The 22,522-nt window shown below is 65.4% G+C and carries 22 protein-coding genes; 14 read left to right on the top strand and 8 right to left on the bottom strand.

Annotation, left to right across the window (positions count from 1 at the left end; translation table 11 throughout):
• The coding region (locus ZAL01S_RS07995; RefSeq protein WP_159421651.1) for a DUF7507 domain-containing protein at positions 1 to 1,762 on the top strand (1,762 nt) is incomplete at its 5' end.
• Complete coding sequence (locus ZAL01S_RS07990) at positions 1,759 to 2,277, top strand: hypothetical protein (protein WP_066082028.1); 519 nt, start codon at positions 1,759 to 1,761, stop codon at positions 2,275 to 2,277. The genes ZAL01S_RS07995 and ZAL01S_RS07990, both read left to right, overlap by 4 nt.
• A 253-nt stretch (positions 2,278 to 2,530) precedes the next feature.
• On the opposite strand, the gene ZAL01S_RS07985 is transcribed toward ZAL01S_RS07990, so the two are convergent.
• Entirely contained in the window at positions 2,531 to 4,537 is a 2,007-nt protein-coding gene (locus ZAL01S_RS07985) for a YhgE/Pip domain-containing protein (RefSeq protein ID WP_066082026.1), read from the bottom strand.
• Positions 4,534 to 5,307 (bottom strand): hypothetical protein, encoded by a 774-nt coding sequence (locus tag ZAL01S_RS07980; RefSeq protein WP_066082024.1) that lies wholly within the window; start codon positions 5,305 to 5,307, stop codon positions 4,534 to 4,536. Before ZAL01S_RS07980 ends, ZAL01S_RS07985 begins: the two co-directional genes overlap by 4 nt.
• 143 nt (positions 5,308 to 5,450) lie before the next feature.
• Here ZAL01S_RS07980 and ZAL01S_RS07975 point away from each other — a divergent pair, with 143 nt between their 5' ends.
• The 6 genes from ZAL01S_RS07975 to ZAL01S_RS07945 all read left to right on the top strand — a co-directional run bounded on the left by ZAL01S_RS07975 (position 5,451) and on the right by ZAL01S_RS07945 (position 10,255).
• A complete protein-coding gene (locus tag ZAL01S_RS07975) occupies positions 5,451 to 6,029 on the top strand; it encodes a TetR/AcrR family transcriptional regulator (protein ID WP_066082022.1) in 579 nt (192 codons plus the stop codon).
• Positions 6,030 to 6,164: 135 nt separating this feature from the next.
• A complete protein-coding gene (locus ZAL01S_RS07970) occupies positions 6,165 to 6,611 on the top strand; it encodes a DUF3151 domain-containing protein (RefSeq protein WP_066082021.1) in 447 nt (148 codons plus the stop codon).
• A gap of 80 nt (positions 6,612 to 6,691) precedes the next feature.
• A complete protein-coding gene (locus ZAL01S_RS07965; protein ID WP_066082019.1) occupies positions 6,692 to 7,990 on the top strand; it encodes an adenylosuccinate synthase in 1,299 nt (432 codons plus the stop codon).
• A 683-nt stretch (positions 7,991 to 8,673) separates the two neighbouring features.
• Positions 8,674 to 9,096: an organic hydroperoxide resistance protein gene (locus ZAL01S_RS07960; RefSeq protein ID WP_066082018.1), complete on the top strand. Its 423-nt coding sequence runs from the start codon at positions 8,674 to 8,676 to the stop codon at positions 9,094 to 9,096.
• Positions 9,097 to 9,269: 173 nt separating this feature from the next.
• Entirely contained in the window at positions 9,270 to 9,950 is a 681-nt protein-coding gene (deoC, locus tag ZAL01S_RS07950; protein WP_066082014.1) for a deoxyribose-phosphate aldolase, read from the top strand.
• Entirely contained in the window at positions 9,947 to 10,255 is a 309-nt protein-coding gene (locus tag ZAL01S_RS07945; RefSeq protein WP_066082012.1) for a chorismate mutase, read from the top strand. Before deoC ends, ZAL01S_RS07945 begins: the two co-directional genes overlap by 4 nt.
• 150 nt (positions 10,256 to 10,405) lie before the next feature.
• On the opposite strand, the gene purL is transcribed toward ZAL01S_RS07945, so the two are convergent.
• A complete protein-coding gene (gene purL / locus ZAL01S_RS07940) occupies positions 10,406 to 12,739 on the bottom strand; it encodes a phosphoribosylformylglycinamidine synthase subunit PurL (protein WP_066082040.1) in 2,334 nt (777 codons plus the stop codon).
• Positions 12,740 to 13,008: 269 nt separating this feature from the next.
• Between purL and ZAL01S_RS07935 the strand changes: the two genes are divergently transcribed.
• Both ZAL01S_RS07935 and ZAL01S_RS07930 read left to right on the top strand, forming a co-directional pair.
• Positions 13,009 to 13,416 carry a hypothetical protein gene (locus ZAL01S_RS07935; protein ID WP_159421650.1) on the top strand — a complete coding sequence of 136 codons (408 nt, stop codon included), beginning with the start codon at positions 13,009 to 13,011 and terminating at the stop codon, positions 13,414 to 13,416.
• 23 nt (positions 13,417 to 13,439) lie between these two features.
• Entirely contained in the window at positions 13,440 to 14,315 is an 876-nt protein-coding gene (locus ZAL01S_RS07930; RefSeq protein WP_066082008.1) for a hypothetical protein, read from the top strand.
• A 429-nt stretch (positions 14,316 to 14,744) separates the two neighbouring features.
• On the opposite strand, the gene ZAL01S_RS07925 is transcribed toward ZAL01S_RS07930, so the two are convergent.
• A complete protein-coding gene (locus tag ZAL01S_RS07925) occupies positions 14,745 to 15,218 on the bottom strand; it encodes a DUF3817 domain-containing protein (RefSeq protein WP_066082007.1) in 474 nt (157 codons plus the stop codon).
• 193 nt (positions 15,219 to 15,411) lie between these two features.
• Between ZAL01S_RS07925 and ZAL01S_RS07920 the strand changes: the two genes are divergently transcribed.
• Entirely contained in the window at positions 15,412 to 16,458 is a 1,047-nt protein-coding gene (locus ZAL01S_RS07920; RefSeq protein WP_066082005.1) for a lipid II:glycine glycyltransferase FemX, read from the top strand.
• 140 nt (positions 16,459 to 16,598) lie between these two features.
• On the opposite strand, the gene purQ is transcribed toward ZAL01S_RS07920, so the two are convergent.
• Positions 16,599 to 17,297 carry a phosphoribosylformylglycinamidine synthase subunit PurQ gene (gene purQ / locus ZAL01S_RS07915; RefSeq protein ID WP_066082004.1) on the bottom strand — a complete coding sequence of 233 codons (699 nt, stop codon included), beginning with the start codon at positions 17,295 to 17,297 and terminating at the stop codon, positions 16,599 to 16,601.
• Positions 17,297 to 17,593, bottom strand: coding sequence for a phosphoribosylformylglycinamidine synthase subunit PurS (gene purS, locus ZAL01S_RS07910; RefSeq protein WP_066082002.1), 297 nt, complete (start codon positions 17,591 to 17,593; stop codon positions 17,297 to 17,299). The genes purQ and purS overlap by 1 nt, the downstream gene beginning before the upstream one ends.
• Before the next feature lie 159 nt (positions 17,594 to 17,752).
• On the opposite strand from purS, the gene ZAL01S_RS07905 reads away from it, so the two are divergent.
• Positions 17,753 to 19,150 carry an AI-2E family transporter gene (locus tag ZAL01S_RS07905; protein WP_066082000.1) on the top strand — a complete coding sequence of 466 codons (1,398 nt, stop codon included), beginning with the start codon at positions 17,753 to 17,755 and terminating at the stop codon, positions 19,148 to 19,150.
• Between the two features lie 114 nt (positions 19,151 to 19,264).
• Here ZAL01S_RS07905 and ZAL01S_RS07900 read toward each other — a convergent pair whose 3' ends face one another.
• On the bottom strand, positions 19,265 to 20,197 hold the full coding sequence (locus tag ZAL01S_RS07900) for a phosphoribosylaminoimidazolesuccinocarboxamide synthase (RefSeq protein ID WP_066081998.1): 933 nt from the start codon (positions 20,195 to 20,197) through the stop codon (positions 19,265 to 19,267).
• A 3-nt stretch (positions 20,198 to 20,200) separates the two neighbouring features.
• On the bottom strand, positions 20,201 to 21,499 hold the full coding sequence (purD, locus tag ZAL01S_RS07895; RefSeq protein ID WP_066082038.1) for a phosphoribosylamine--glycine ligase: 1,299 nt from the start codon (positions 21,497 to 21,499) through the stop codon (positions 20,201 to 20,203).
• A 57-nt stretch (positions 21,500 to 21,556) separates the two neighbouring features.
• Between purD and ZAL01S_RS07890 the strand changes: the two genes are divergently transcribed.
• Both ZAL01S_RS07890 and ZAL01S_RS07885 read left to right on the top strand, forming a co-directional pair.
• Positions 21,557 to 21,949, top strand: a complete 393-nt coding sequence (locus tag ZAL01S_RS07890; RefSeq protein WP_066081996.1) for a sterol carrier family protein — start codon at positions 21,557 to 21,559, stop codon at positions 21,947 to 21,949.
• A gap of 83 nt (positions 21,950 to 22,032) precedes the next feature.
• Positions 22,033 to 22,452, top strand: a complete 420-nt coding sequence (locus ZAL01S_RS07885; RefSeq protein WP_159421649.1) for an ABC-2 transporter permease — start codon at positions 22,033 to 22,035, stop codon at positions 22,450 to 22,452.
• Positions 22,453 to 22,522: the final 70 nt, after the last annotated feature.

The raw sequence follows: 22,522 nt of genomic DNA, 5'->3' as shown, positions 1-22,522 counted from the left end.
CCAGACCGACCCGGCTCAGCCCACCCCGGGCCAGCCGGTCCCGATCCCGACGACGCCGAATGGCTCGAACACGCCGACGGCAACCGCAACGGTGCCGGTCAAGCAGCTGCCGGCGATCCAGATCGACAAGTCGCACGCTGCTCCGGCTGACACGAACGGCGACGGCAAGGTTTCGGCTGGTGACGTGATCACCTTCTCGTTCCAGGTGTCGAACACCGGCAACGTGCCGCTCACTGGTGTGACCGTGTCCGACCCGATGACGGCCCCGAGCTCGATCGTGGTCGGCGACCTCAAGCCGGGTGAAGTCAAGACGGTCTCGGCTGACTACACGCTCACGCAGGCCGACCTCGACGCTGGTGCCATCCAGAACGTGGCAACGGTGACAGCTGCAACCCCGAACGGTGACACGGTGACGGACAAGGATCCGGACGTCGTGACGTACGACCAGCAGCCGGGTCTGCGTGTCGTCAAGGACGGCAGCTACAGCAAGGGCGATGGCTCGAAGGTTGGTGACATCATCACCTTCACGTTCACGGTGACGAACACCGGCAACGTGACGATGACGAACGTTACGGTCAACGACACGATGCCTGGTCTTGGCGCAATCCCCGAGGTGGGCACGCTCGCACCGGGAGAGACGAAGCAGGTGAGCACGAGCTACATGCTCACGCAGGCAGACCTCGACCGCGGACTCGTCATCAATGTGGCAACCGTCACCGGTGACAGCCCGACGCCGACGGTCTACCCGACGCCGACGCCTGGCCAGACCGAGCCGTCCAAGCCGACCCCGGGCAACCCGGTGCCGGTTCCGACGACGCCGAACGCGACAAACACGCCGACCGCCAGCGCGACCGTCCCGGTCACGCAGGCACCAGCCATCACGATCGACAAGAGCCACGCGGCTCCCATCGACACGAACGGCGACGGCATCCTCTCGGCTGGCGATACGATCCGCTTCACCTTCACGGTGACGAACACCGGCAACGTGATGCTCACGAATGTTGTCGTGACCGATCCGATGACCGACCCCTCGTCGATCACGGTTGACACGCTCGGCAGTACCGAAGCGCGCACGGTCGAAGCAGACTACGTCCTCACGCAGGCTGACCTTGAGGCTGGCTCCGTCCAGAACCTCGCCAAGGTCACCGGTGACGACCCGAAGGGCGGCAAGGTGACGAACGAGGATCCAGACACGGTCCCGCTCCCGCCGGCCCCGGCCATCGAGATCGTCAAGGACGCACGTGTTCAGGACGGCACGGCAGACGTTGCTGGCGACGTCATCGAGTACACCTTCACGGTGACGAACACCGGTAACAAGACGCTCACCGACATTGTCGTGAGCGACCCGATGCCGGGCCTCAGCGAGATCCAGGTCGACTGGTCGACGGTTGTCGTCGAGGGTGAACTCACCCCGGGCGAGCACATCGTCTGCCACGCCACCTACACGGTCACGGCTGAGGATGTTGCCCGCGGCACCGTCCACAACGCTGCAACGGTCACGGGCACGCCCAAGACTGGATCGACGACACCGGTCTCGGATGACGACGACGCTGATGTGTCGGTGATGCCGACGCCGACGCCGACGCCGAGCCCGACGCCGGTGCCCGTAACCCCGGCACCCACCCCAGAGAAGCCTGGCAACCCGCTGGTCGGAACTGGCGCTGACGGACTCACGGCAAGCTTTGCTGCAGCGTTCGGCATGCTCGTTCTCGGACTCGGGCTCACTGCCTGGACTCGCCGACGCAAGGAGAACCACTCATGATCAACCGCAAGCGCATGGCCCTGATCGCCGCATCAGCCGCCTTCGCACTCGCACTGAGCGGATGCTCGGGCAAGGCTGACGACTCGCAGAGTGCTGCGAACGGAACCCCGGCGCCGGACCCGGTGACTGAGGTGCAGGACATGCCGGGCACGGCGAGTAACTATGAGGGTGCCGCCACCGACGTGAAGACGGAGCAGTGCGAGCGCGCGGGTGACGTGTGGAAGATTGGTGGCACGGTCACCAACTCCGCGGAGGCCTCGCGTGAGTACCGCATCTACGTGTCGCTCCTGAGCGACACCGACACGCGTGCTCTCCAGCAGGTCGATGTGAAGGCGATCGAGGCGGGTGCTTCGGAGAAGTGGTCGACGGAGATTCCGCTCGCTGAGGACAATCTCAAGTGCGTGCTCCGTGTTGAGCGCTTCGAGCCGGGCGCCGCCGGTGAGGGCGACAAACCCGCCGACGGTGAAGAGACTCCGGCTGAGGAGACCCCCGCCGAGGGCGACAACCAGGGTTAGTTCACGAACCCGAAGGGCCGCCTGCCGAAGCGATTGCTTCGCAGGCGGCCCTTTGTCATGCGCAGTTGAGGTGGTCGAGTGCGCCCGAAGGGCGTGTATCGAGACCACAGGCCTGGGCAGCTCCATCCTCAAATACCGACATCCGCCTCAAATACCGACGATAACTATCGGTATTTGACGCAAGCGTCGGTATTTCCCCGCTGCGCCGCAATCTTGATGCGTACTGCGCGCAACTCGATCACCTCAGCTGCGGCTACCCGATGAGACTTGGCGCGAGGTCGCGCATGACCTGCGTGCTCGTGACGCGCGTAATGCCAAGTGCCGAGGCGGCGAGCGCTGCCCCCAGGAGTCCGAGCAGGAGCGCCGACATCCCGCTCGCAAGCATCATGTTGCCGCCGAGCATTGTTTGCCGCAGCGCCTCCACCGCCCACGACATCGGCAAGACATGGTGGACGACATTCAGCGGCGCCGGCAGCGTCTGCCACGGGAAGGTGCCACCCGCCGTCACGAGCTGCAGCACCATGAGCACGAGTCCAATGAACTGGCCCACCGAGCCCAGCCACACATTGAGCGCCATGATGATCGCTGCGAAGGTCGCCGAGGCGAGGAGCATGACGAGCAGGGTCGCGAGCGGATACACGAAGTGGAAGCCGACGAGCCCCGTGAGGATCGCGAAGAGCATGAGCATCTGGCAGGTGCCAAGGAGCGCCGGTGTCGCCCAGCCCGCGAGGGTCACGCGCAGCGGCGACCACATGGCGGTCGCGGCGCGACGCGAGAACGGCTTGACGATGAGGAAGAGCGCGTAGATACCGATCCACGCCGCGAGCGTCGAGAAGAACGGAGCGAGCCCGGCACCGTAGCTGGCGGCCTTCGCGCGGGAAATCTCCTCCACGCGCACCGGGTCGGCAATGGTGTTGGCCTGGCCGTCGCGGAGCTCCTGACTGGAGGCTGGGATCTTGTCGCGTCCCTCCACGAGTCCGTCGTGGAGCTGCACCTGGCCGTCGTGAATCGTCGTGAGGCCAGTGTGAAGCTCCGTCACGCCGTCCTTGAGTTGCCCCGCGCCGTCCTCGAGCTGGCCGGCGCCGTCGGCCAGTCGGCCCGCACCCTTCTCGAGCTCGTCAGCGCCAGCATCCGCCTGCGCAATCCCGTCCGCGAGGGCGGGAGCGTTCGCGGCGAGCGTCTCGGCACCATCGGCGACCTGGTCAGCGCCGTCCGCGAGACGGTCGAGATCCGACACCTTGCTCTGGATCGTGGTGTTCGCCTCCGTGACGCGGCTCTCGAGCGGGGCGACTGCCTTGAGTGCGGCCTGTACTTCCTCCTCGGTGAGGCCCGCGGCGCGGAGGTCGGACTCGAAGGTTGCGCGCAGCGTCGGCAGGTCGTTTTCGAGGTTCTGCGTGGCGGCGCCGACCTCATCCGCCTTCGTCGCGATCTGGGCGTTGCCATCGGCGACCTGTCGGGCGCCGTCCGCGAGACGCTGCGCATTGTCGGGGAGCGTGCTCGTCGCCTCGTGGAGCTGCGCGAGGCCATCCGAGAGCTGCGTCGTCCCGGAGGAGAGCTGGTCGGCGCCGTCCGAGAGCTCACCGAGCTTCTCGTGCAGCGTCGTTGCACCCTCTTCGAGCTTCGTGCTGCCATCCACCGCCTGCTGCGTGCCGTCCTCGAGCTTCGCCGAACCGTCAGCGGCGTCGCTGAGGCCGCCGCGGACCTCGGCGAGACCGTCAAGCATGCGAAGCGCCGCGGTGTCGCTCACTTCGGAGGCGATCTTCGCACGGAGTTGTTCCATCGCGCGCTGGCCCGCCGTCGTGCCGATCGCGTTGCTCGCATCGTTCGTGTGGAGCTCGATGCGCGCCTTCTCCGGATGCTCGGTGCCGCCCGATTCGAGCTCGGTCGAGAAGGTGTCGGGAAGGATGACCGCGAACGCGAAGGTGCCGTTCTCGACGCCATTCGTCGCGGCGTCGCGGTCGACGAGCTGCCACCCGAAGCTGCCGTCTTCGATGAGCCCATCCGCGATCTGCTCACCGTGGTTGATGGGGGAGCCGTCGTCCGCGGTCGTGCCCTGGTCTTCGACGACGAGCGCCACGTCGAGCTGGTTCATGTTCCCCTGCGGGTCGTTGTTGGCCCACAGGTAGAGACCGCCGTAGAGCAGCGGCACGCACATGAGCGCGATGAGCGCGAGGATGCCGAGCGGCGTCGAGGTCAAGCGTGCGAGCTCTTGGCGGATGAGGCCGGGGATGTCGAGGGGGCGGAAGGTGCGAGTGATCATGCCGTGTGCTCCTTGGGAGCGTTGAGGTTGGCCGGCTGTTCAGGCGCCGGTTCGTGAGCGTCATTGGGGGCGAACGGTTCGTAGACGAGCTGTTCGAAGCTGGAGGAGCCGGCCTGGGAAGAAGGGGAAGGGGCCGCTGCCAGCTCGGCAAGGTGCTTTGGGTGGGTGTCTGCGTGCGCGAGTGCGTCGAGCGCGAGCCGTTCGGTCGTCGTGCCGCAGACCATCGCGAGGGCGTAGCCGCGATCGGTCACGCTCTTCGCGTACTCGAGCATCTCGTGAAGGTCTGCGCCGTGACGTTCGGGCGTCGTCCACACGATGAGTTCGATGCCAGGACGCTCAAGCGCGAGCTCGGTGAGCACCTTGAGGCGTGCCATAGCGGGCACATTCATCATCGGGCGCCCCGCATACTCCTCGAAGCTGTGATCGTCGAGCCAGCGCTGGGCGGCGAGCGGTGTCGAGAGGTGGCGGGCGAAGAGGAGTTCCTCCGAGACGACGTTGCGCAGGCGCACGGTCGGGGCGGGCTCGCACACGGCCGGGGTGTCGATGAGTGCGGCGACGCGGCGAAGGCGGCGGCGAGAGTGCCCACCCTCGAGGTGGATCGAGCCGTGGTTCACCCGCATCCGCCCGGCCAGGATGAGCGAGAGCACGCTCGGGCCCTGGTCGGTGTCACTGCCGACGACCGTGATCTTGCCGCTTTCCAGGATGCAGCTCGTGGGCGCGAGGATCTCACCGTGTCGGCCTTTCGAGACCTGGTGCAGGGTTGCGCGCATGGTGCTTCTTTCATGGGGTTGCGGGGTGGATGCCGTCGGGCTGGCATCTGCTCTGGGCGGAGCGTGTCAGGCGGACAGCCAAGAATAACTGAACTGACTGGTCGGTACAAGAATGATACGCTGAGTGGAACGAGAGGACGATCATGGCCCGACCCAACCGCAGCCGGGAGGCGATCCTGGCTGCCGCTGCAGAACTCGCCGCAAGCCGCGGCATCTCGGCGACGAGCATGGATGACATCGCCCAGTTCGCCGGCGTCTCCAAGGGTTCCCTCTACTACAACTTCACGAGCAAGAACGAGCTGTTTGGGGCGCTCTTCGCCAAGGTCCAGCACGACCTCGTGCCCGCACTTCAGGAGGCGCTCGACGGATGTGCGGACGGTCAAGACAGCCTGCGCGTGCTCATCGGGGAGGTGCTCGTCCGTCTGCAAGCGCAGCCTGCCCTCGCGAAACTCCTTGTGGCCGAGATCTTCCGCTCCGACCGCAATTGGTCAGAGTCAGTCGGCACCTTCCGTGACTCGCTCGCTCAACTCTTCAGTACGGCGCTCGCGGCGGCCCGCCCCGACCTTGACGATGCCCGTTCGTTGCTTCTCGCCAGCTCGAGCCTCGGGGCAGTGCTGACGTCGGGTCTCGAGTGGCTTGTGTTTGAACCGGAGCGATCGCGCGACGAGGTCGTCGACGCACTCATGATGCTGCTCGTGCCGTTCTCGCCCGTAACGGCCTGACCAGATTTGGGAATATAGCTGGCATCCCGCTCTATAGCTGGGATAGTCGTTGTACTCCCAAATCTGGTCACGCCAGCAACGGCAACTCCGGGGCGGCCCCTGTCTTCTCAGTGGGCCTGCCGGTACGATGGCCTGGTGAACCCGCACAATCTCCTCGGCATCCCCGAGACCCGGCTCGCTGCCGAGCCTGAGGTCCGCGCAGCCCTCGACGACGCTCGCGGCCAGCGCGAAGTGCTCGAAGCCGTCGTGATTGCGCACCCCAGCTCCTCGCTCGCCTGGGCCGCTCTTGCTGAAGCACTCGAGCAGAGCGCGAGCCCCCTCGAGTTTTACGCCGCCGCCCGCGTCGGGTACCACCGCGGCCTCGACGCACTCCGTAAGGCCGGATGGCGCGGACAGGGCCCGGTGCCGTGGGCGCACGAGCCGAACCGCGGCGTGCTGCGCGCCTTCGCTGCCCTCAGTCGGGCGGCCGCGCTCATCGGCGAAGCGGGCGAACCGGAGCGACTTGCTGAACTCCTCAACGACTCCGACCCGAGCGCCATCGACGAGATTGCGCGCGCGGTCAAGCCAGCCGAGACGAACTAGACCACCATCCGCGCCATCCCGGCGCCCGCGAGCGTGACGCGGCATCATCGCGCACAGCACACTGAACACGGAGTAGACACATGCCAGGCGTAGCGATCATCGGCGGCCAGTGGGGCGACGAGGGCAAGGGTAAGGCGACCGACCTCCTCGGCGACCGCGGCATCGATTACGTCGTCAAGTTCAACGGCGGCAACAACGCGGGCCACACCGTCGTCATCGGCGACGAGAAGTACGCGCTGCACCTGCTGCCCTCCGGCATCCTCACGCCCGGTGTGACCCCGGTTATCGGCAACGGCGTCGTCATCGACCTCGACGTTCTCTTCGAAGAGATCGACCACCTCGAAGAGCGCGGCATCGACACCTCGAAGCTGCGCGTTTCGGCGAACGCCCACATCATCACGAACTACCACAAGACGCTCGACAAGGTCACCGAGCGCTTCCTCGGCAAGCGCCAGATCGGCACGACCGGTCGTGGCATTGGCCCGGCCTACGCCGACAAGATCAACCGCGTCGGCCTTCGCATCCAGGACCTCTACGACGAGAACATCCTGCGCCAGAAGGTCGAAGCCTCGCTCTTCCAGAAGAACCACCTGCTCGTGAAGGTGTACAACCGTCGCGCGATCACGGTGGATGAGATCGTCGACTCGCTCCTCGCCAAGGCAGAGCGCCTGCGTCCGATGGTCGGCGACACGGGCCTCGAGGTGTACGAGGCGCTCGAGGCAGGCAAGACCGTCGTCTTTGAGGCTGGCCAGGCAACGATGCTCGACGTCGACCACGGCACCTACCCCTTCGTCACCTCCTCGACCTGCACCGCCGCTGGCGCAGCCTCGGGTTCGGGGGTCTCGCCACGTCAGATCGACCGTGTCATCGGCATCGTGAAGTCGTACATCACGCGCGTTGGCTCGGGCCCCTTCCCGACGGAGCTCGACGACGAGTGGGGCGAGCTGCTGCGCACGCGCGGTGGCGAGTTCGGTGTCACCACCGGTCGCCCGCGTCGTACCGGTTGGTTCGACGTGCCGATCGCGAAGTACACGACCCGCATCAACGGCATCACCGACTTCGTCATGACGAAGCTCGACGTCCTCTCCGACCTCGAGAAGGTGCCGATGTGTGTCGCCTACGACGTCGACGGTCAGCGTTTTGACGAGATGCCGGTCTCGCAGTCGGACTTCCACCACGCGAAGCCCATCTACGAAGAGTTCCCGGGCTGGACGGAAGACATCTCGAAGTGCCGCACCTTCGAGGAGCTGCCGCAGAACGCGCAGGACTACGTGCTCGCGATCGAGAGGATGATCGGCGCCCGCATCTCGGCGATCGGCGTCGGTCCTGCCCGCGACGAGATCATTCAGCGCCACGACCTGCTGGGCGGCGACGAGTAGTCTCCTGTCTTCCAGCCGAGCCCTGCCGCTGCGTCTGCTGTCGCCCCTCTACCCTCTACCCTCTACCCTCTACCCTCTACCCTCCGAAAATCTGCGCCAAATGGTTCGTGCGTTGCCACATTTGGCACCGCACGAACCATTTGGTGCAGAACAGTGCGGGGACGCGGGGTATGTCGGTGCACGGTTTGGCGCGAGCACGTCCGAGCGCTGCTGACAGTACAAGGGGTGCGCGAGAAACGGGAACGGCGGGCGCACGAGAAACGGGCACCGACCTCCCCGGCGTCGGTGCCCGCATGTCCCCGAACGTCGTCACCACAGCAGGGCGCGGAAGCATGGTCCCCCGACAACGCTCGTCGCAGGCTCGCTGCTGTGTTGACGACACCGGCTAGGCCGGCGGGTCTCGGACGACGGTTCACCACGTGAACCGAACGTGTGCAACAAGTGTCTCGAAGTTGAGATTGTTGTTCATCTACCGCGCGAGGGACTCATGTCATCCGTAAGGATGAGCGCCGTGTCGACGGTGCGGGGAGGCGCGCGCTCCGAGGACGTTCTCCCACGTCAGGGCGGGAATTTCATCCCCAAAACCCCGCCCAACTCTGTGGCCATACGAGGGGATGTTGTGACTTCGGAATCCGTCCGGTGATGGTCAGCGAGCTTTCACCTCCGGCTGCCAGGCTCAAGCCATGGAAGCTCTCTACACCGCACTTGCCCACGCCTCGGGTGGCGGCCGCGACGGCCACGTCCGCACCGAGGACGACCGCCTCGACACCGCCACGCGCCCGCCGAAGGAACTCGGCGGCTCCGGCGAAGGCCTCAACCCCGAGCAGCTCTTCGCCGCTGGCTACGCAGCCTGCTTCCTCGGCGCCTTCCATGCCGCAGGCAAGGAACTCGAGAATGACACGACCGACGCGCAAGTGTCGACGTCTGTCTCGCTCGGCAAGCGCGCCGCGGGCGGCTTCGAGATCGCCGTGACGCACGACGTCCACGCCCCGAACCTCAGCGAGGCCGACACGAAGGCCGTTGCGACGAAGGCGCACGACGAGATTTGCCCGTATTCGCACGCCACGCGCGGTAACGTCGACGTGACGATCAACGTCATCCCGTAGCGACGTGCCGCACCATGCGCCCCGCGTCGCCCTCGAGGTGACGTGGGGCGTGTTCGTTCCCGATCATCCACGAGCCCTCGCCACAACTGTGTGGGGATGGCATCCCGCGCTCGAAGCGCACCCACCGCTGCATATGCAGCCCCGCGATACCGCGTGACCACAAGGAGCCCAACATGACCGCGACCGACGCCACCAAGCTCACCCGCAGCGAGCTCGCCAAGTACGTCGACCACACGCTCCTGAAGACGGACGCGACGCCCGAGCAGGTGAGCGCGCTCCTCGAGGAGGCGAAGGTGCTTGGCACCTATTCGATCTGCGTCTCGCCGTCGATGCTCCCCGTCGAGGGTGAGAAGGGCGACATCCACATCGCCACCGTGTGCGGTTTCCCTTCCGGCAAGCACCACCCCGGCGTGAAGGCCGTCGAGGCCGCCCGCTCGGTTGCCGAGGGTGCCGAAGAGATCGACATGGTCATCGACATCGCCCAGCTCAAGGCTGGCCGTGCCGACCTCGTCCAGCAGGACATCGAGCAGGTGCGCGCTGCTGCGCCGAAGCCCGTCATCCTCAAGGTCATCATCGAGTCGGCTGCGCTCACGGATGACGAAATCGTCGCCGCCTGCAAGGCCTCGGAGGCCGCTGGTGCCGACTTCGTGAAGACCTCGACCGGCTTCCACCCGGCCGGCGGCGCGAGCGTCGAAGCCGTCAAGCTCATGCGCGAGTCGGTTGGCGACCGTCTCGGTGTGAAGGCCTCGGGTGGCATCCGCGACTACGAGACCGCCGTCGCCATGATCAACGCGGGCGCAAGCCGCCTCGGCCTCTCGGGCACCGCAGCTGTCCTGGGTGGTGCTCCGGAATGAGCGAGGTGAACGCGCAGGAGATCCTCGCCCACTACCGCGGCTCGATCGACAACATCGACGCGGCTCTCGTGCACATGCTCGCTGAGCGCTTCAAGTGCACGCAGGCGGTTGGACGCTTGAAGGCGGAGCACGGGCTTCCGCCGGCGGACCCGGCGCGTGAAGAGCGGCAAATCGCCCGCCTCAAGGCGCTCGCGGTCGAGGCGGACCTCGACCCGGAATTCGCCGAGACCTTCATCAACTTCATCATTGCTGAGGTCATCCGCCATCACGAGCGGATTGCCGAGCAGGGCACGCACGAAGCGTAGCCGCGCCTCCTCCCCGCCGCCTCCCTCCCACCCCAGGCAAATCTGCGCCAAATGGTTGGTGCGGTGCCAAATTTGGCACCGCACCAACCATTTGGCGCAGAAAAGCGGCGGGATCCTAGACCGGGGTCCGGGTCCCGCGGGGTCGGGGCGCTACTGCGCCTCGACCGGGATCGTCTGCTCGTCGACGAGCTTGCCGAAGCGGCTCGGGAGCGTGGCGCCGCGCACCGCGCGAAGCTCGGCAATCGTCACCTCGAAGGCGTCCTGCACCTCGAGCGAGGCGTCGCCGCCCGTGCCGAGCGTGACACCGACGCGGAGCACCGGGAAGTTGCGGGCTTCGCACATCGACTGGAACTTCACGTCCTCCTCGTGCGGCACGGCCACGAGCATGCGGCCAGCCGACTCCGAGAAGAGCGCCGTCGCCGTGTCGAGGCTGGCACGCTGGCAGAGCTCCGAAAGGACGATACGGGCACCAACGCCGAAGCGTGCGCAGCCCTCGGCGACGGCAGCCGCGAGGCCACCCTCCGAGAGGTCGTGCGCGGCGGCGAGGAGGCCCTGCTTGCCAGCACCGATGACGAGGTCGGCGAGAGCCTTCTCACGCTCGAGGTCAACCTGCGGCGGACGGCCACCGAGGTGGCCGTGGATGACATCCGCCCAGACCGAACCGTCGAGCTCCTCCTTCGTGTCACCGAGGAGGTAGAGGTTGAGGCCCTCATCCTGCCAGCCCGAGGGCACGCGACCCGCGACGTCGTCGATGAGGCCGAGCACGGCAACGACGGGAGTCGGGTGGATGGGGGTGTCGCCGGTCTGGTTGTAGAACGAGACGTTGCCGCCGGTCACCGGGATCGACAGCTCGAGGCAGCCGTCAGCGAGACCGGCCACGGCTTCCGAGAATTGCCACATGACCTCGGGGTTTTCGGGCGAACCGAAGTTGAGGCAGTCCGAGACGGCAGCCGGGGTGGCACCGGTGGCGGCGACGTTGCGGTATGCCTCGGCGAGGGCGAGCTTGGCGCCCGTGGCCGGGTCGAGCTGTGCGAAGCGGCTGTTGCAGTCGAGCGAGACGGCGAAACCACGCGAGGTGGAGTCGTCGATGCGGACCATGCCGGCATCCTCGGGGTACGAGAACGCGGTGTTACCGAGCACGTAGCGGTCGTAACGGTCGGTCACCCACTGCGGGTCGGCGAGATTCGGCGAACCCAGGATCTTGATGAACTGCTCACGCAGTGCGGCACCGTCAGCGGGGCGCTCGAACTTCGAGGCGGAGTCGGCCTGGAGAGCGTCGATCCACTCGGGGCGAGCGACCGGGCGGTCGTAGACGGGGCCGTCGATCGCGACCGTGCGCGGGTCGACATCCACGATCTCTTCGCCGTGCCACGAAATCTTGAGGCGGCCCGTGTCGGTGACCTCACCGAGCACGCTCGTCTCGACATCCCACTTCTTCGTGATCTCGAGGAAGGCGTCGAGCTTCGAGGGGTGGACGACCGCCATCATGCGCTCCTGCGACTCCGACATGAGGATCTCCTCAGCCGTGAGCGTCGGGTCGCGCAGGAGGACGTCGTCGAGCGTGATCTCCATACCGCCGTCACCGGCAGCAGCCAGCTCACTCGTCGCACACGAGATACCGGCGGCGCCGAGGTCCTGGATGCCCTCAACGACGCCCTCGCGGAAGAGTTCGAGGCAGCACTCAATGAGCACCTTCTCGGCGAACGGGTCGCCGACCTGGACGGCGGGACGCTTGGTGGGGCCGCCGTCGTCGAAGGAGTCAGAGGCAAGGATCGAGGCGCCACCGATGCCGTCGCCACCCGTGCGGGCACCGAAGAGGACGACCTTGTTGCCGGTGCCCTTCGCGTTCGCGAGGTGGAGGTCTTCGTGGCGGAGGACGCCGACGGCGAGGGCGTTCACGAGCGGGTTCGCCTGGTAGCAGGGGTCGAACCAGGTCTCGCCACCGATGTTCGGCAGGCCAAGGCAGTTGCCGTAGAAGCTGATGCCCGAGACGACGCCGTGGACGACGCGCGCGGTGTCGGCCTCGTCGATGTGGCCAAAGCGGAGGGCATCCATGACCGCAACCGGGCGCGCACCCATCGAGATGATGTCGCGGACGATGCCGCCAACGCCGGTCGCGGCGCCCTGGAAGGGTTCGATGTAGCTCGGGTGGTTGTGCGACTCGACCTTGAAGGTGACCGCCCAGCCGTCGCCAGCGTCGATGACGCCCGCGTTCTCACCCATGCCGACCATGAGGTGCTTCTTCATCTCGTCGTTGACCTTCTGGCCGAACTGGCGAAGGTACTTCTTCGACGACTTGTAGGAGCAGTGCTCTGACCACATGACCGAGTACATGGCGAGCTCACCCGAGGTGGGGCGGCGGCCGAGGATCTCGACAAGCTTCTCGTACTCGTCGGCCTTCAAACCGAGGGCCCCGTAGGGCTGGTGCTTGTCCGGCGTTGCCTTCGCGTGGGCAACGGTGTCAGGCACGTGCTGGGTCGTCACAAAGAGCTCCTTTTGCGGGAATGAGCGCGCCGAGCGCACGACGCTTCGAGTCTAGCCGCGCCCGGTTCCGGTGGTTTGCGCGGACCGTCGCTCCTTACCCTCCTCTTGCCCAGGGCTTGCGCAGAGCTATCGACGGATGCATCGATAGCGATTAATCTGGTGTGGACCTAGGGGATGCATTGATTCTTGGTGCGAATACCGATGAGTTGCGAGCGGCCGGAGTGCTCGGAGAACACTGTGCCGGCGTGTGTGAGCGTGCTGAGTGTGACGTGTCTCGCGAAATCGTCGGTGTCGTGTGGTTGGGCAAGGATGCCTCGGATTTCAAGGGGAAGTGGGTTGACGAGGTGTCACCCGCGATCCTCGAACTTGTGGGTAGTCTGCGGCTGTTCGGGGAAGAGCTGCGTCACCAGGCGGCCGAGCAGGACACTGCCTCCGCGGGCGCGGGAGGGGGCGAAGTGAGAACAGCGAATGCCCCCGGGGCTGGAACACCAAAGACCGTCATGGGCGATAGTGGCGAGCTTGATCGGATCAAAGATGCGAGTCCCGAGGAGCAGCGTGATTGGTGGGCCTCCCTCAGTGAGGATGAGTGTCACGAGCTCATTGAAAAGTATCCTGACGTGATTGGCAATCTGGACGGTATCCCGCTTCTCGATCGAGCTGACGCCAATCAGGTGTAGCGGAGCAGCTTGTTGCCAGCGGCATGCCGGAATTGACGCCTCAGACGCAGGCTGTCGTTCAACAGGTTGCCGACGGAACGATTGTTGCCGTTCGGTTTGATCCCTACAACGAAGAAATGATTCAGATGATCGGTGTGCCGTCCGAGGCTACTGAACACGTCATTAACTACGCGCCTGGAACGTACACCACGCTGGATGACTTTGCCTACGGTGGTAATGGCAATCGAGGTGCGTTTGGCTCAATTGATTGGATCTTGAGTCAACATTCTGAAGACACTGTCGCATTTCTTTACGTTAACAACCAATGGGCTGATGAAATCCCCGGTGTGCAAGTTCCCAATCCGAGCGGGAAGCATGAGGGGTATGGGGCGAATGACGAGCAGGTGGCGATGGATGCCGGCGAATACGTGGCGTCGTTTACCGACGGCGTGCTGATGAGTGAACCGAACCTGATGAATGCCAAACTCAGTGGTGTTGGCCACAGCTTCGGCCATTCTGTGATCACCGCAAGCGAAGTGGCTGGCATCGAATACGACGTGGTTGTGAGTTATTCTGGCAGCAATTGCGTCCCGGATTGGTCTCCAAGCGGTGGAACGCAGTACGCTAATATTCAGTATGACAATGATGTGCTAAATCCGGCCCAGCAATTCAATGTGCTCTATGGTGGAAGTGGGTATAACCCAGATGATCGCAATGGTGTGTATTCCACCACGGAGTTTCGATCTGACTATGTGGTGACCAGCAATGGGACATGCACTGATCAAACCGGCGCCACTGACATGCAGGGGTCTCACAATCGCATCATGAACCCTCCGGCATTCATAGATGGGCAGGGGCGGGAGGTCTCGCATTGGAATACTGGGCCGACCGAGGCGCTGGAGCAGACCCTGTATGAGTAGCTCGCCTGTCGTCCCGACACCGACTGAACGACCACGACGGGGCAGTCCCTGGTGGGCGCTCGCGGCATATGTCGTCGCACTTGTCCCCGCTTGGTTTGGCGCGGACCTCATTGGCCAAGATCTCGCACATGCACTGTTCATGAGTGGAAGTCCGGTGCTTGACGATCTCGGACGGCCTGTCCATGGCCCAAACTACGGTGGGTTGCTCACAATTGTTGGCCTACTCCCGCTTGTCCCTTCAGTACTGGCCGCAAGTGTGTTCACCATGATGTGGTGCTGGCGTCGTCGTCCACACCTCGCGGTTCATGCCGTCGGGTTTGGCCTCGTGCTGCTCGAAATCGTTGTCGCGCTCGTTCGCGCACTCCTCATATTCGGCTAGACGCGCGTCTTTTCGAGCGCAGTGGAGAACAGCCACGGGGTAGCGAGCGGCTAATGCTGGTCGAGGGCGCCGGCGAGGATGAGCGCGGCGGCAAGCATCACGAAGGAAGTAATCGTGAAGGGGTGGTAGTTCGACCAGCGCACGAGCGGCAGGAATCGTTCGAGCGGGGCGTGTGCCGTCGAACCCTCGTCGTTACGGGCACCGAACTCGACGCTCGCGGTGCGCCAATCTCCCTCGAGTCGGCCGCGACGCTCCATCACGAGGTCATACGGCACCGTCGCGAACGGGAATACCGAGGACAGCCCGCCGAGCAGGTACTCGACCCAGCCAAATCGCTGGTTGATGCCCGTCACGAGCCCCACGTACAGGTACGTGAGAAAGGCTGCGCCGTGGAGCGAACCAGCGATCGAGACGCCAAGCGGCCACTGGGTCGGGCCGTACTTCAACACCATCCCGATGATGAGCAACGCCCAAGTGATGGCTTCAGCGAGGGAGGCAAGACGGAGGACGCGCTTTGGAGTCATGATGCCCCGAGCCTACCGAGCGCGGCGGGCCGTCCGGGGCATCGACAGCCGGTCAGTAGCATGGGGGACGTCTGCGGCTCCGATCCACCGACGGGGTCAGCGACGCAAAACCGCCGCGCCCGACGCCCCCGGGATGCCACCGAGTCTTCGCGCTTGACCGCATCCATGCCTCGGGTTCGCTAGGGAGGAGAGCATGTTGGCAGAGCATCAGACCGGTTCGGAACGCGGCGCACAGGAGGCTTCGCAGGAGGACGCTCGTGTGCTGGCGAGCCAAGACCGCCCTCATTTCATCCAGTCAGCCGCTTGGGCGAAGGTGAAGGAGGAGTTTGGCTGGTCATCCGAGCTCGTCGAGTTGCCGCTTGCGAATGGGCGGAGCCTGGTTGTGCGGACCTATCGCCGCTCAGTGCCGGGGCTTGGCCAGCTCATCCACGTGCCTCGTGTGAACGGTATTGCAGTGGACGATGTGCCGGTGCTCTCGGCGGCCTTCCGCAAGATGGAGAAGAGCTTCGGCGTGAAACTCGAGCTGTTTCAGCCGGATGATGACGAACTTGCCGCCGCGCTCGCATCCGAGGGGTGGCAGACTGCACGCGGGACGCAGTACCGCCACGCCGTCGAGATCGATCTTGCTGGAACTCCGGACGACATTTGGGCCCGCTTGAAGAAGCGAACCCGTAATCTCGTCCGCCGCGCCTCGGAACAGGACATTGTCGTCGAACGTCTCGAGGCGGATGAGTCGGCGAAGCGGCGGATGCTGGATCTTGTCGCCGTGACGAAGGGTCGCTCCGGCGCCTACTTCCACTCCGAGCGCTATTTGCGGGCGACGTGGAATGAGCTGTGCGCCGCTGGGCAGGGACGGTTCTACTGCGTGCGCGAAGAGGGAGACGTCGTCGCGAGCGCATTCGTGGCAACGTTTGGTGATCGCGCCTGGTACAAGGACGGCGGCTCGGTGCGCACCGGTTCGAAGAGCAACGCACCGCATCTGTTGCATGTGCGGATTGCGGAAGAGCTGCAGCGGGATGGATTCCGCAGCTACGAACTCGGCAATATTCCTGACCCAAACGGTCCGCAGGATGGGCCGATGTCGGGTCTTGGCACGTTCAAACGTGGATTCAGCAAGGAGACGCTGTCCTTCATGGAGACCGTCGAACTGCCGATCACAGGCCGCTATCGAGCGTGGCACGTGGTTGAGCCGCTTGTGGGTCGAGTGACTCTGGTGAAGAGCCGGGAGCAGTGGTACTAGTGCCACGCTGAGGTGGTCGGAGCTCGCAGCTGAGGCGGTCGCGATTTCGATACGACCCTTCGGGCCTACTCGATCAGCTCCTCAGCAACGAAGTGAGGCTCCCCGAAATCTCGGAGAGCCCCACTGCCGTGTCATGAAAACTAGGCGCGGCCAACGAGTGCCTGCAGCACGCTCTCAAACATCGTGAGACCGTCGACGCCCGACTTCATGCGCTTCTCGGTGTCCGGGCCAAAGCCGAGCTCGACCGCGTGCTCCGGGTGCGGCATGAGGCCGACCACATTGCCGCGCTCGTTCGTGAGGCCAGCAATGTTGTTGCGCGAACCGTTCGGGTTGACGTCCACGTAGCGGAAGGCCACCTGGCCCTCACCCTCGATGCGGGCGAGCGTCTCATCATCTGCGATGAAGCCGCCCTCGCCGTTCTTGAGCGGGATGACGATCTCCTGGCCCTTCTCGTAGCCGTGCGTCCAGGCCGTGTCGGTGTTCTCGACGCGGAGTTTCTGGTCGCGGCAAATGAACGAGCCGTGGTCGTTGCGGATGAGGCCACCTGGCAGGAGGTGTGCCTCGGTGAGCATCTGGAAGCCGTTGCAGATACCGAGGACGGGCATGCCCTTGCCAGCTGCGTCGACGACTTCGCGCATGATCGGGGAGTGGCTTGCGATGGCGCCGCAGCGGAGGTAGTCGCCGTAGCTGAAGCCGCCGGGGAGGACGATCGCGTCGACGTCCTCAAGATCGTGGTTGCCGTGCCAGAGTGCGACCGCTTCGCCACCGGCGAGGCGGACGGCGCGCTGCGCGTCGCGGTCGTCGAGCGAACCCGGGAAGGTGATGACGCCGACGCGCATTACGCTTCGGCTCCTTCAAGCTCGTCGACCTCGGTGCCCTCAGCGTCCTCCGGAAGCACATCGATTGAGATGACGTCCTCGATGACACCGTTGGCGAGGAGCTCGTCGGCGATGTGAGCGACTTCTTCCATGATCTCGCCCGAGATTTCGCGGTCGGTCGTGATCTCGAAACGCTTGCCGACGCGGACGTCGTTGAAGTGGCTCTTGCCGAGGCGCGAGAGTGCTCCAGCAACTGCCTTTCCCTGCGGGTCGAGCAGTTCCTGCTTCGGCATGACCTGGACGACGATCTTCGGCATGAACAGCACTCCTGTCGGTGCGAGAACGGGACGTGGATGAGTCTACTGGGCGAAGCCGCCTAGCATGGTCGAGTCTGTCAATGGATGACCGTGGCGTGCCCTGTGCATGGATGACGCCCCGCCGCCCAAGGCAATCCACACGCTGTGACGAGGAGCCCGATGAAACTGCCCTTCCGTACGAAGGCCCGCACGAAGCACGCGGAATCACGCGTTTCGGAGCACGACGACGCGACGCACGCGCCCGCGGGCGGCGACTCGAACGCGACGCCGACGACGCAGGAACACCACGAACAGCACCACGAAGACCACCTCAAGAAGCAGCGTCCGATCACGCGCGAACAGCCCGAGACGGCAGCCGCCGAGCACGCCACGCGACGTGAAGCGCAGCACGACGTCGTCGCCGCGACCGCTCGCGACGAAAACGCTGGCCCCGACGAAGGCCGCGGCACACGGCCGGCCGCGGTGGCTCTGCTCTGGACCGACGCGTTCGGACGCACCTCGCTGCGTGCACTTCAGAGCCTCATCCTGCTCGTCCTCGCGAGCCTCGTCATCTTCGGCCTCGTGAAGGTGTCGATCGTCGTCATCCCGGTGCTCCTCGCCCTCATCGTGGCGAGCTCGACCTGGCCGATCATCCGCTTCCTCACCCGCCGCAAGTGGCCGAATGTACTCGCCGCGGTGACGGTGCTCCTGTCGGTAGTTGTCCTGCTCGGTGGAGCGATCACGCTCGTCGTGCTCGCAGTTGAACAGCAGTGGGCGGACCTCTCGAAGAAGGCCAACGAAGGCGTCATCGCGCTCATCAGCTGGGCGCAATCGCAATTCGGGCTCGTCATCGACGAAGCCCAGGTGAACACCTGGATTGAGCAGGTCAAGGGCCTCGTCTTCACGAAGGAAGCTGGTGCGAGCGCCGCGCACGGTGTGAGCGCGGGCCTCTCGGTTGCGGGCGATCTCGCGACCTCGCTTGTGCTCTTCCTCGTCGTCCTGTTCTTCTTCATGAAGGACGGCCCGCAGATGTGGAATTTCCTCATCGGGCGCAGCGTCGGACCGCAGCGTGAACGCCTGCAGCTCGTTGGCCGCCGCGCGGTGGCCGTCATGGGCGGCTACGTACGTGGCACCGCAACCGTGGCGCTCGTGGACGCCGTGTTTATCGGCATCGGTCTTGCAATCGTGGGTGTCCCGCTCGCCTTCCCGCTCGCGGTCGTCGTCTTCATCTGCGCATTCATCCCGGTGGTCGGCGCCGTGCTCGCCGGCGTCATCGCCGCGCTCGTGACGCTCGTGACGAACGGCCCGGTCGAGGCGATGATCGTCGTCGGCATAGTGATCGCCGTGAACCAGCTCGAGGGAAACTTCCTCGCACCGGTGCTGCTCGGTCGTTCACTCAAGCTGCACGAACTTGTCGTGCTCCTCGCCCTCACCGTCGGTACGGTTCTCGGCGGCATCATCGGCACGCTGCTCTCCGTGCCGCTCACGGCGGTGGCGTGGGCCGTCATCCAGGGGTGGAACGAGCCGCTCCCGACACTCGAACGCGAAACGGTCGAGGAAGAGACCCACGGCGCGTAGCTGAGTCACTTCTCGCGCAAAAATGCACGCTCAGCGGTCTATCCCCTCCTCAGGAAGGGGATGCGACGCTGAGCGTGCATTTTTGACGCGGTCGAACCGGGTCGAGCGGCCGCGCTAAACCCCGAGCCGCTCGAACAGCTCGGCGTAGCGGGCCTGCACGGCCTCGACGATGTGTGCGGGGAGCTCCGGCGGCACGCCTTCGCCATCCCAGTGCTCCTTGAGCCAGTTGCGCACGATCTGCTTGTCGAAGGACGCGAGACGCTCCGCCATCGGCAGCGAGGTGTCGGCGTAGACGTGGCCGTCCCAGTAGCGCGAGGAGTCGCTCGTGAGCACCTCGTCGGCGAGCATCAGCTCACCCGTTGCCGGGTCGAGACCGAACTCGAGCTTCGTGTCCGCGAGGATGAGCCCGCGCGCCTCTGCCACAGCGGACGCCTGCGCGAAGAGCTCGAGCGAGTGCTTGCGCAGCGCCTCGGCCTGCTCCGTGCCCACGAGCTCAACCGTGCGCTCGAAGGAAATGTTTTCGTCGTGCTCGCCCTGCTCGGCCTTGAACGCCGGCGTGTAGAGCGGCTCCGGCAGCTTGTCGCCGTCCTGAAGGCCCTCGGGGAGCTCGATGCCGCACACCGTGCCCTGCTGCTGGTACTCCTTAAAGCCCGAACCCGTGAGGTAGCCGCGCACGACGCACTCGATCTGGAGCATGTTGAGGCGGGCAACCCGCATCGATCGGGCCGCAATGTCGGCGGGGAGTTCAGCATCCCAGCCCTCGGGCTCACGGAGGTGGTTCGGGATGCCGAGTCCATCCGCAAGCTTCGCGAGCCAGAAGCGGGTGAGGCGCGTGAGCATCGCACCCTTGCCCGGGATCGCGGGGGAGAGGATGTGGTCGAAGGCGCTTACACGGTCGCTTGCGACGACGAGGAGCACGGATGCGTCATCCGCACCCTCGTAGACCTCACGGACCTTGCCCGTGTAGACGTGACGCCAGCCCGGAAGCTCCGGGGCAGCGTCCTTCGTGACGGCGCTCTGACCGAATCCCGATCCCGACTCCGACATGGCTTAGGCCTTCGCCTGGCGCTCGGCGTCTGCGGCGGCGCGCTCAGCAATGTCGCGACGGAACTGGCCGCCCTCGAGCGAGATCTTCGCCATACCCTCGTACGCGCGCGTGCGAGCCGCGGTGAGCGTCGCACCCTCGGCAACAACGTTGAGGACGCGGCCGCCGGTTGCGCGAAGGCCCTCACCCTCGCCAGCGTCACCGGTTGCGGCGTGCATGACGTGCACGCCCTCGATTGCCTCAGCATCCTCGAGGCCCTGCAGCGGGCGGCCCGACTGGACGGCGTCCGGGTAGCCCTCCGACGCGAGCACGAGCGTCACCGCTGCGTTCTGCTTGATCGGGAGCGGGTTCGGGGTGTCCGCGAGCGTGCCGGTGGCCGAGGCGTAGAGGAGCTCCGAGAGCGGCATGTCGAGGCGGGGGAGGACGACCTGCGTCTCCGGGTCGCCGAAGCGGGCGTTGAACTCGATGACGCGCATACCGTCAGCCGTCACGATGAGGCCGCAGTAGAGCAGGCCCTGGAACGGCTGGCCGTTTGCGCGAAGCTCGTCGATGATCGGCTGCGCAACCGTGCGGACAACCTCCTCCGAGAAGGCCTGCTGCGAGCCGAATCGCTCGTTGAGGAACGGCACCGGCGAGTACGCGCCCATGCCGCCAGTGTTCGGGCCGGTGTCGCCGTCGCCGATGCGCTTGAAGTCCTGCGCCGGAGGCAGCGCGCGCGTCGTCTCGCCGTCGCTAATAACGAACTGCGAGACCTCGAGACCGTCGAGGAATTCCTCGATGAGGATGGGGCCAGCCGGGATCCAGGTGTCTGCGTGGATGAGCGCAGCCTGGCGGTCCTCGGTGACGAGCACACCCTTGCCGGAGGCGAGGCCGTCCGCCTTCACCACGTACGGGGCGCCGAACTGGTCGAGCGTGCGCTCAACTTCTTCCATCGTCGTGCACAGTTGCGCGCCACCGGTCGGCACGCCAGCGCGCTGCATGACCTGCTTCGCGAAGGTCTTCGACCCTTCGAGCTTTGCTGGCTCCTGGTTCGGGCCAAACACGGGAATGCCTCGGCGACGCAGCTCGTCGGCGACACCGGCCACGAGAGGAGCCTCGGGGCCGATCACGACGAGCTCAACGCGCTCTTCCTCAGCAAAGTCAGCGACGAGCTGGGGCTTGTTGGCGTCAACGCGGATGGTCGTCGCGAGCTGCTCAATGCCCGGGTTTCCCGGGGCGCAGATGAGCTCGTGCGTGCCCTCCTGGGCAAGCGCAGCAACGAGGGCGTGTTCACGGGCACCGGAACCGAGCACAAGGATCTTCACGCCTTGCAGAATACCGGCGACAGCCGCCTGAGGGGCACTCATGTCACAATTTGGGATATGGCTCGAGCGCGAATTGATGAGGCGGTAGGACTCCAGACGGCGCGCGAGTTCGCCGCCGTTGTGGGCGAGAAGGCGGATACCTCGGCGCTGTCTCGAACCACGCGTGCTACTGCAGTTCGATATCTGCTGCAGGCGCTGAGCGATCGCGCCCCGGGTGCGAGCGTTGAGGTGCGCATCCCGCCCTTTGGTGCCGTGCAGTGCATTGAGGGTCCTGGCCACACCCGCGGCACGCCGCCGAACGTTGTGGAGATGGACGCTTCGAGCTGGGTCGCGATCGCGTGCGGCATCGAGACGTGGCACGAGCTCGTCGAGGCAGGGCGGATTCATGCCTCGGGGACACGCGCGGACGAGGTCGCACGCTTCCTGCCGCTTATCCGTGTGAACGCCTAGCCTCCGAGCCCGCAGGGGCAGCCTCCGCATCCGACACCGGTGAAATCCGAGGCTGCTCGCAAAAGCTCGAGAGAATGGACGGCATGGCTGAGCACGAGATGGACCCCCTCGCCCGCACGAGCGCTGCTGAGGAGCTTGAGGAGCGCGCCGAGCGTGTCGACCTCGGTCTCGACGATCCAGCCGCCGACGAGGTCACCGAACAGGAGGCCATCATCCGCCGGGTCCCGCGCATCGAGGTGTTCCTCGTGCTCGGTGCGCTCGCGGGCCTCATCCTCGCGATGATCCTCACCTTCGCGTTCCCCGGCCAGCCCGGCCCGAACGGCGAGCAGTACACGACCGGTCAGGTTTTCGGCTTCCTCGCCCTCTTCCTCGTGCCGATTGGTGTCGGCGTCCTCGGCCTTCTTGGCTCGTTCCTCGGCCGTCGCGGCCGCGGCGAGAAGGTCGTGCTGCGTCGCGGCGCCGCGGATGAGCCGCTGCACGCGGACCGCGACACCATCTCCTAAACCCGCCGCACCACAGCGGTGGAACAACGAAGTACAACGACGTACGAAGGGACGCCCATGAGTGAATCAT

This window comes from [Zimmermannella] alba NBRC 15616 (genome assembly GCF_001570905.1).
GTDB lineage: Bacteria > Actinomycetota > Actinomycetes > Actinomycetales > Microbacteriaceae > Pseudoclavibacter > Pseudoclavibacter albus.
Note: the sequence above shows the minus strand (reverse complement) of the source record. Positions and strands in the feature narration are given on the sequence as shown.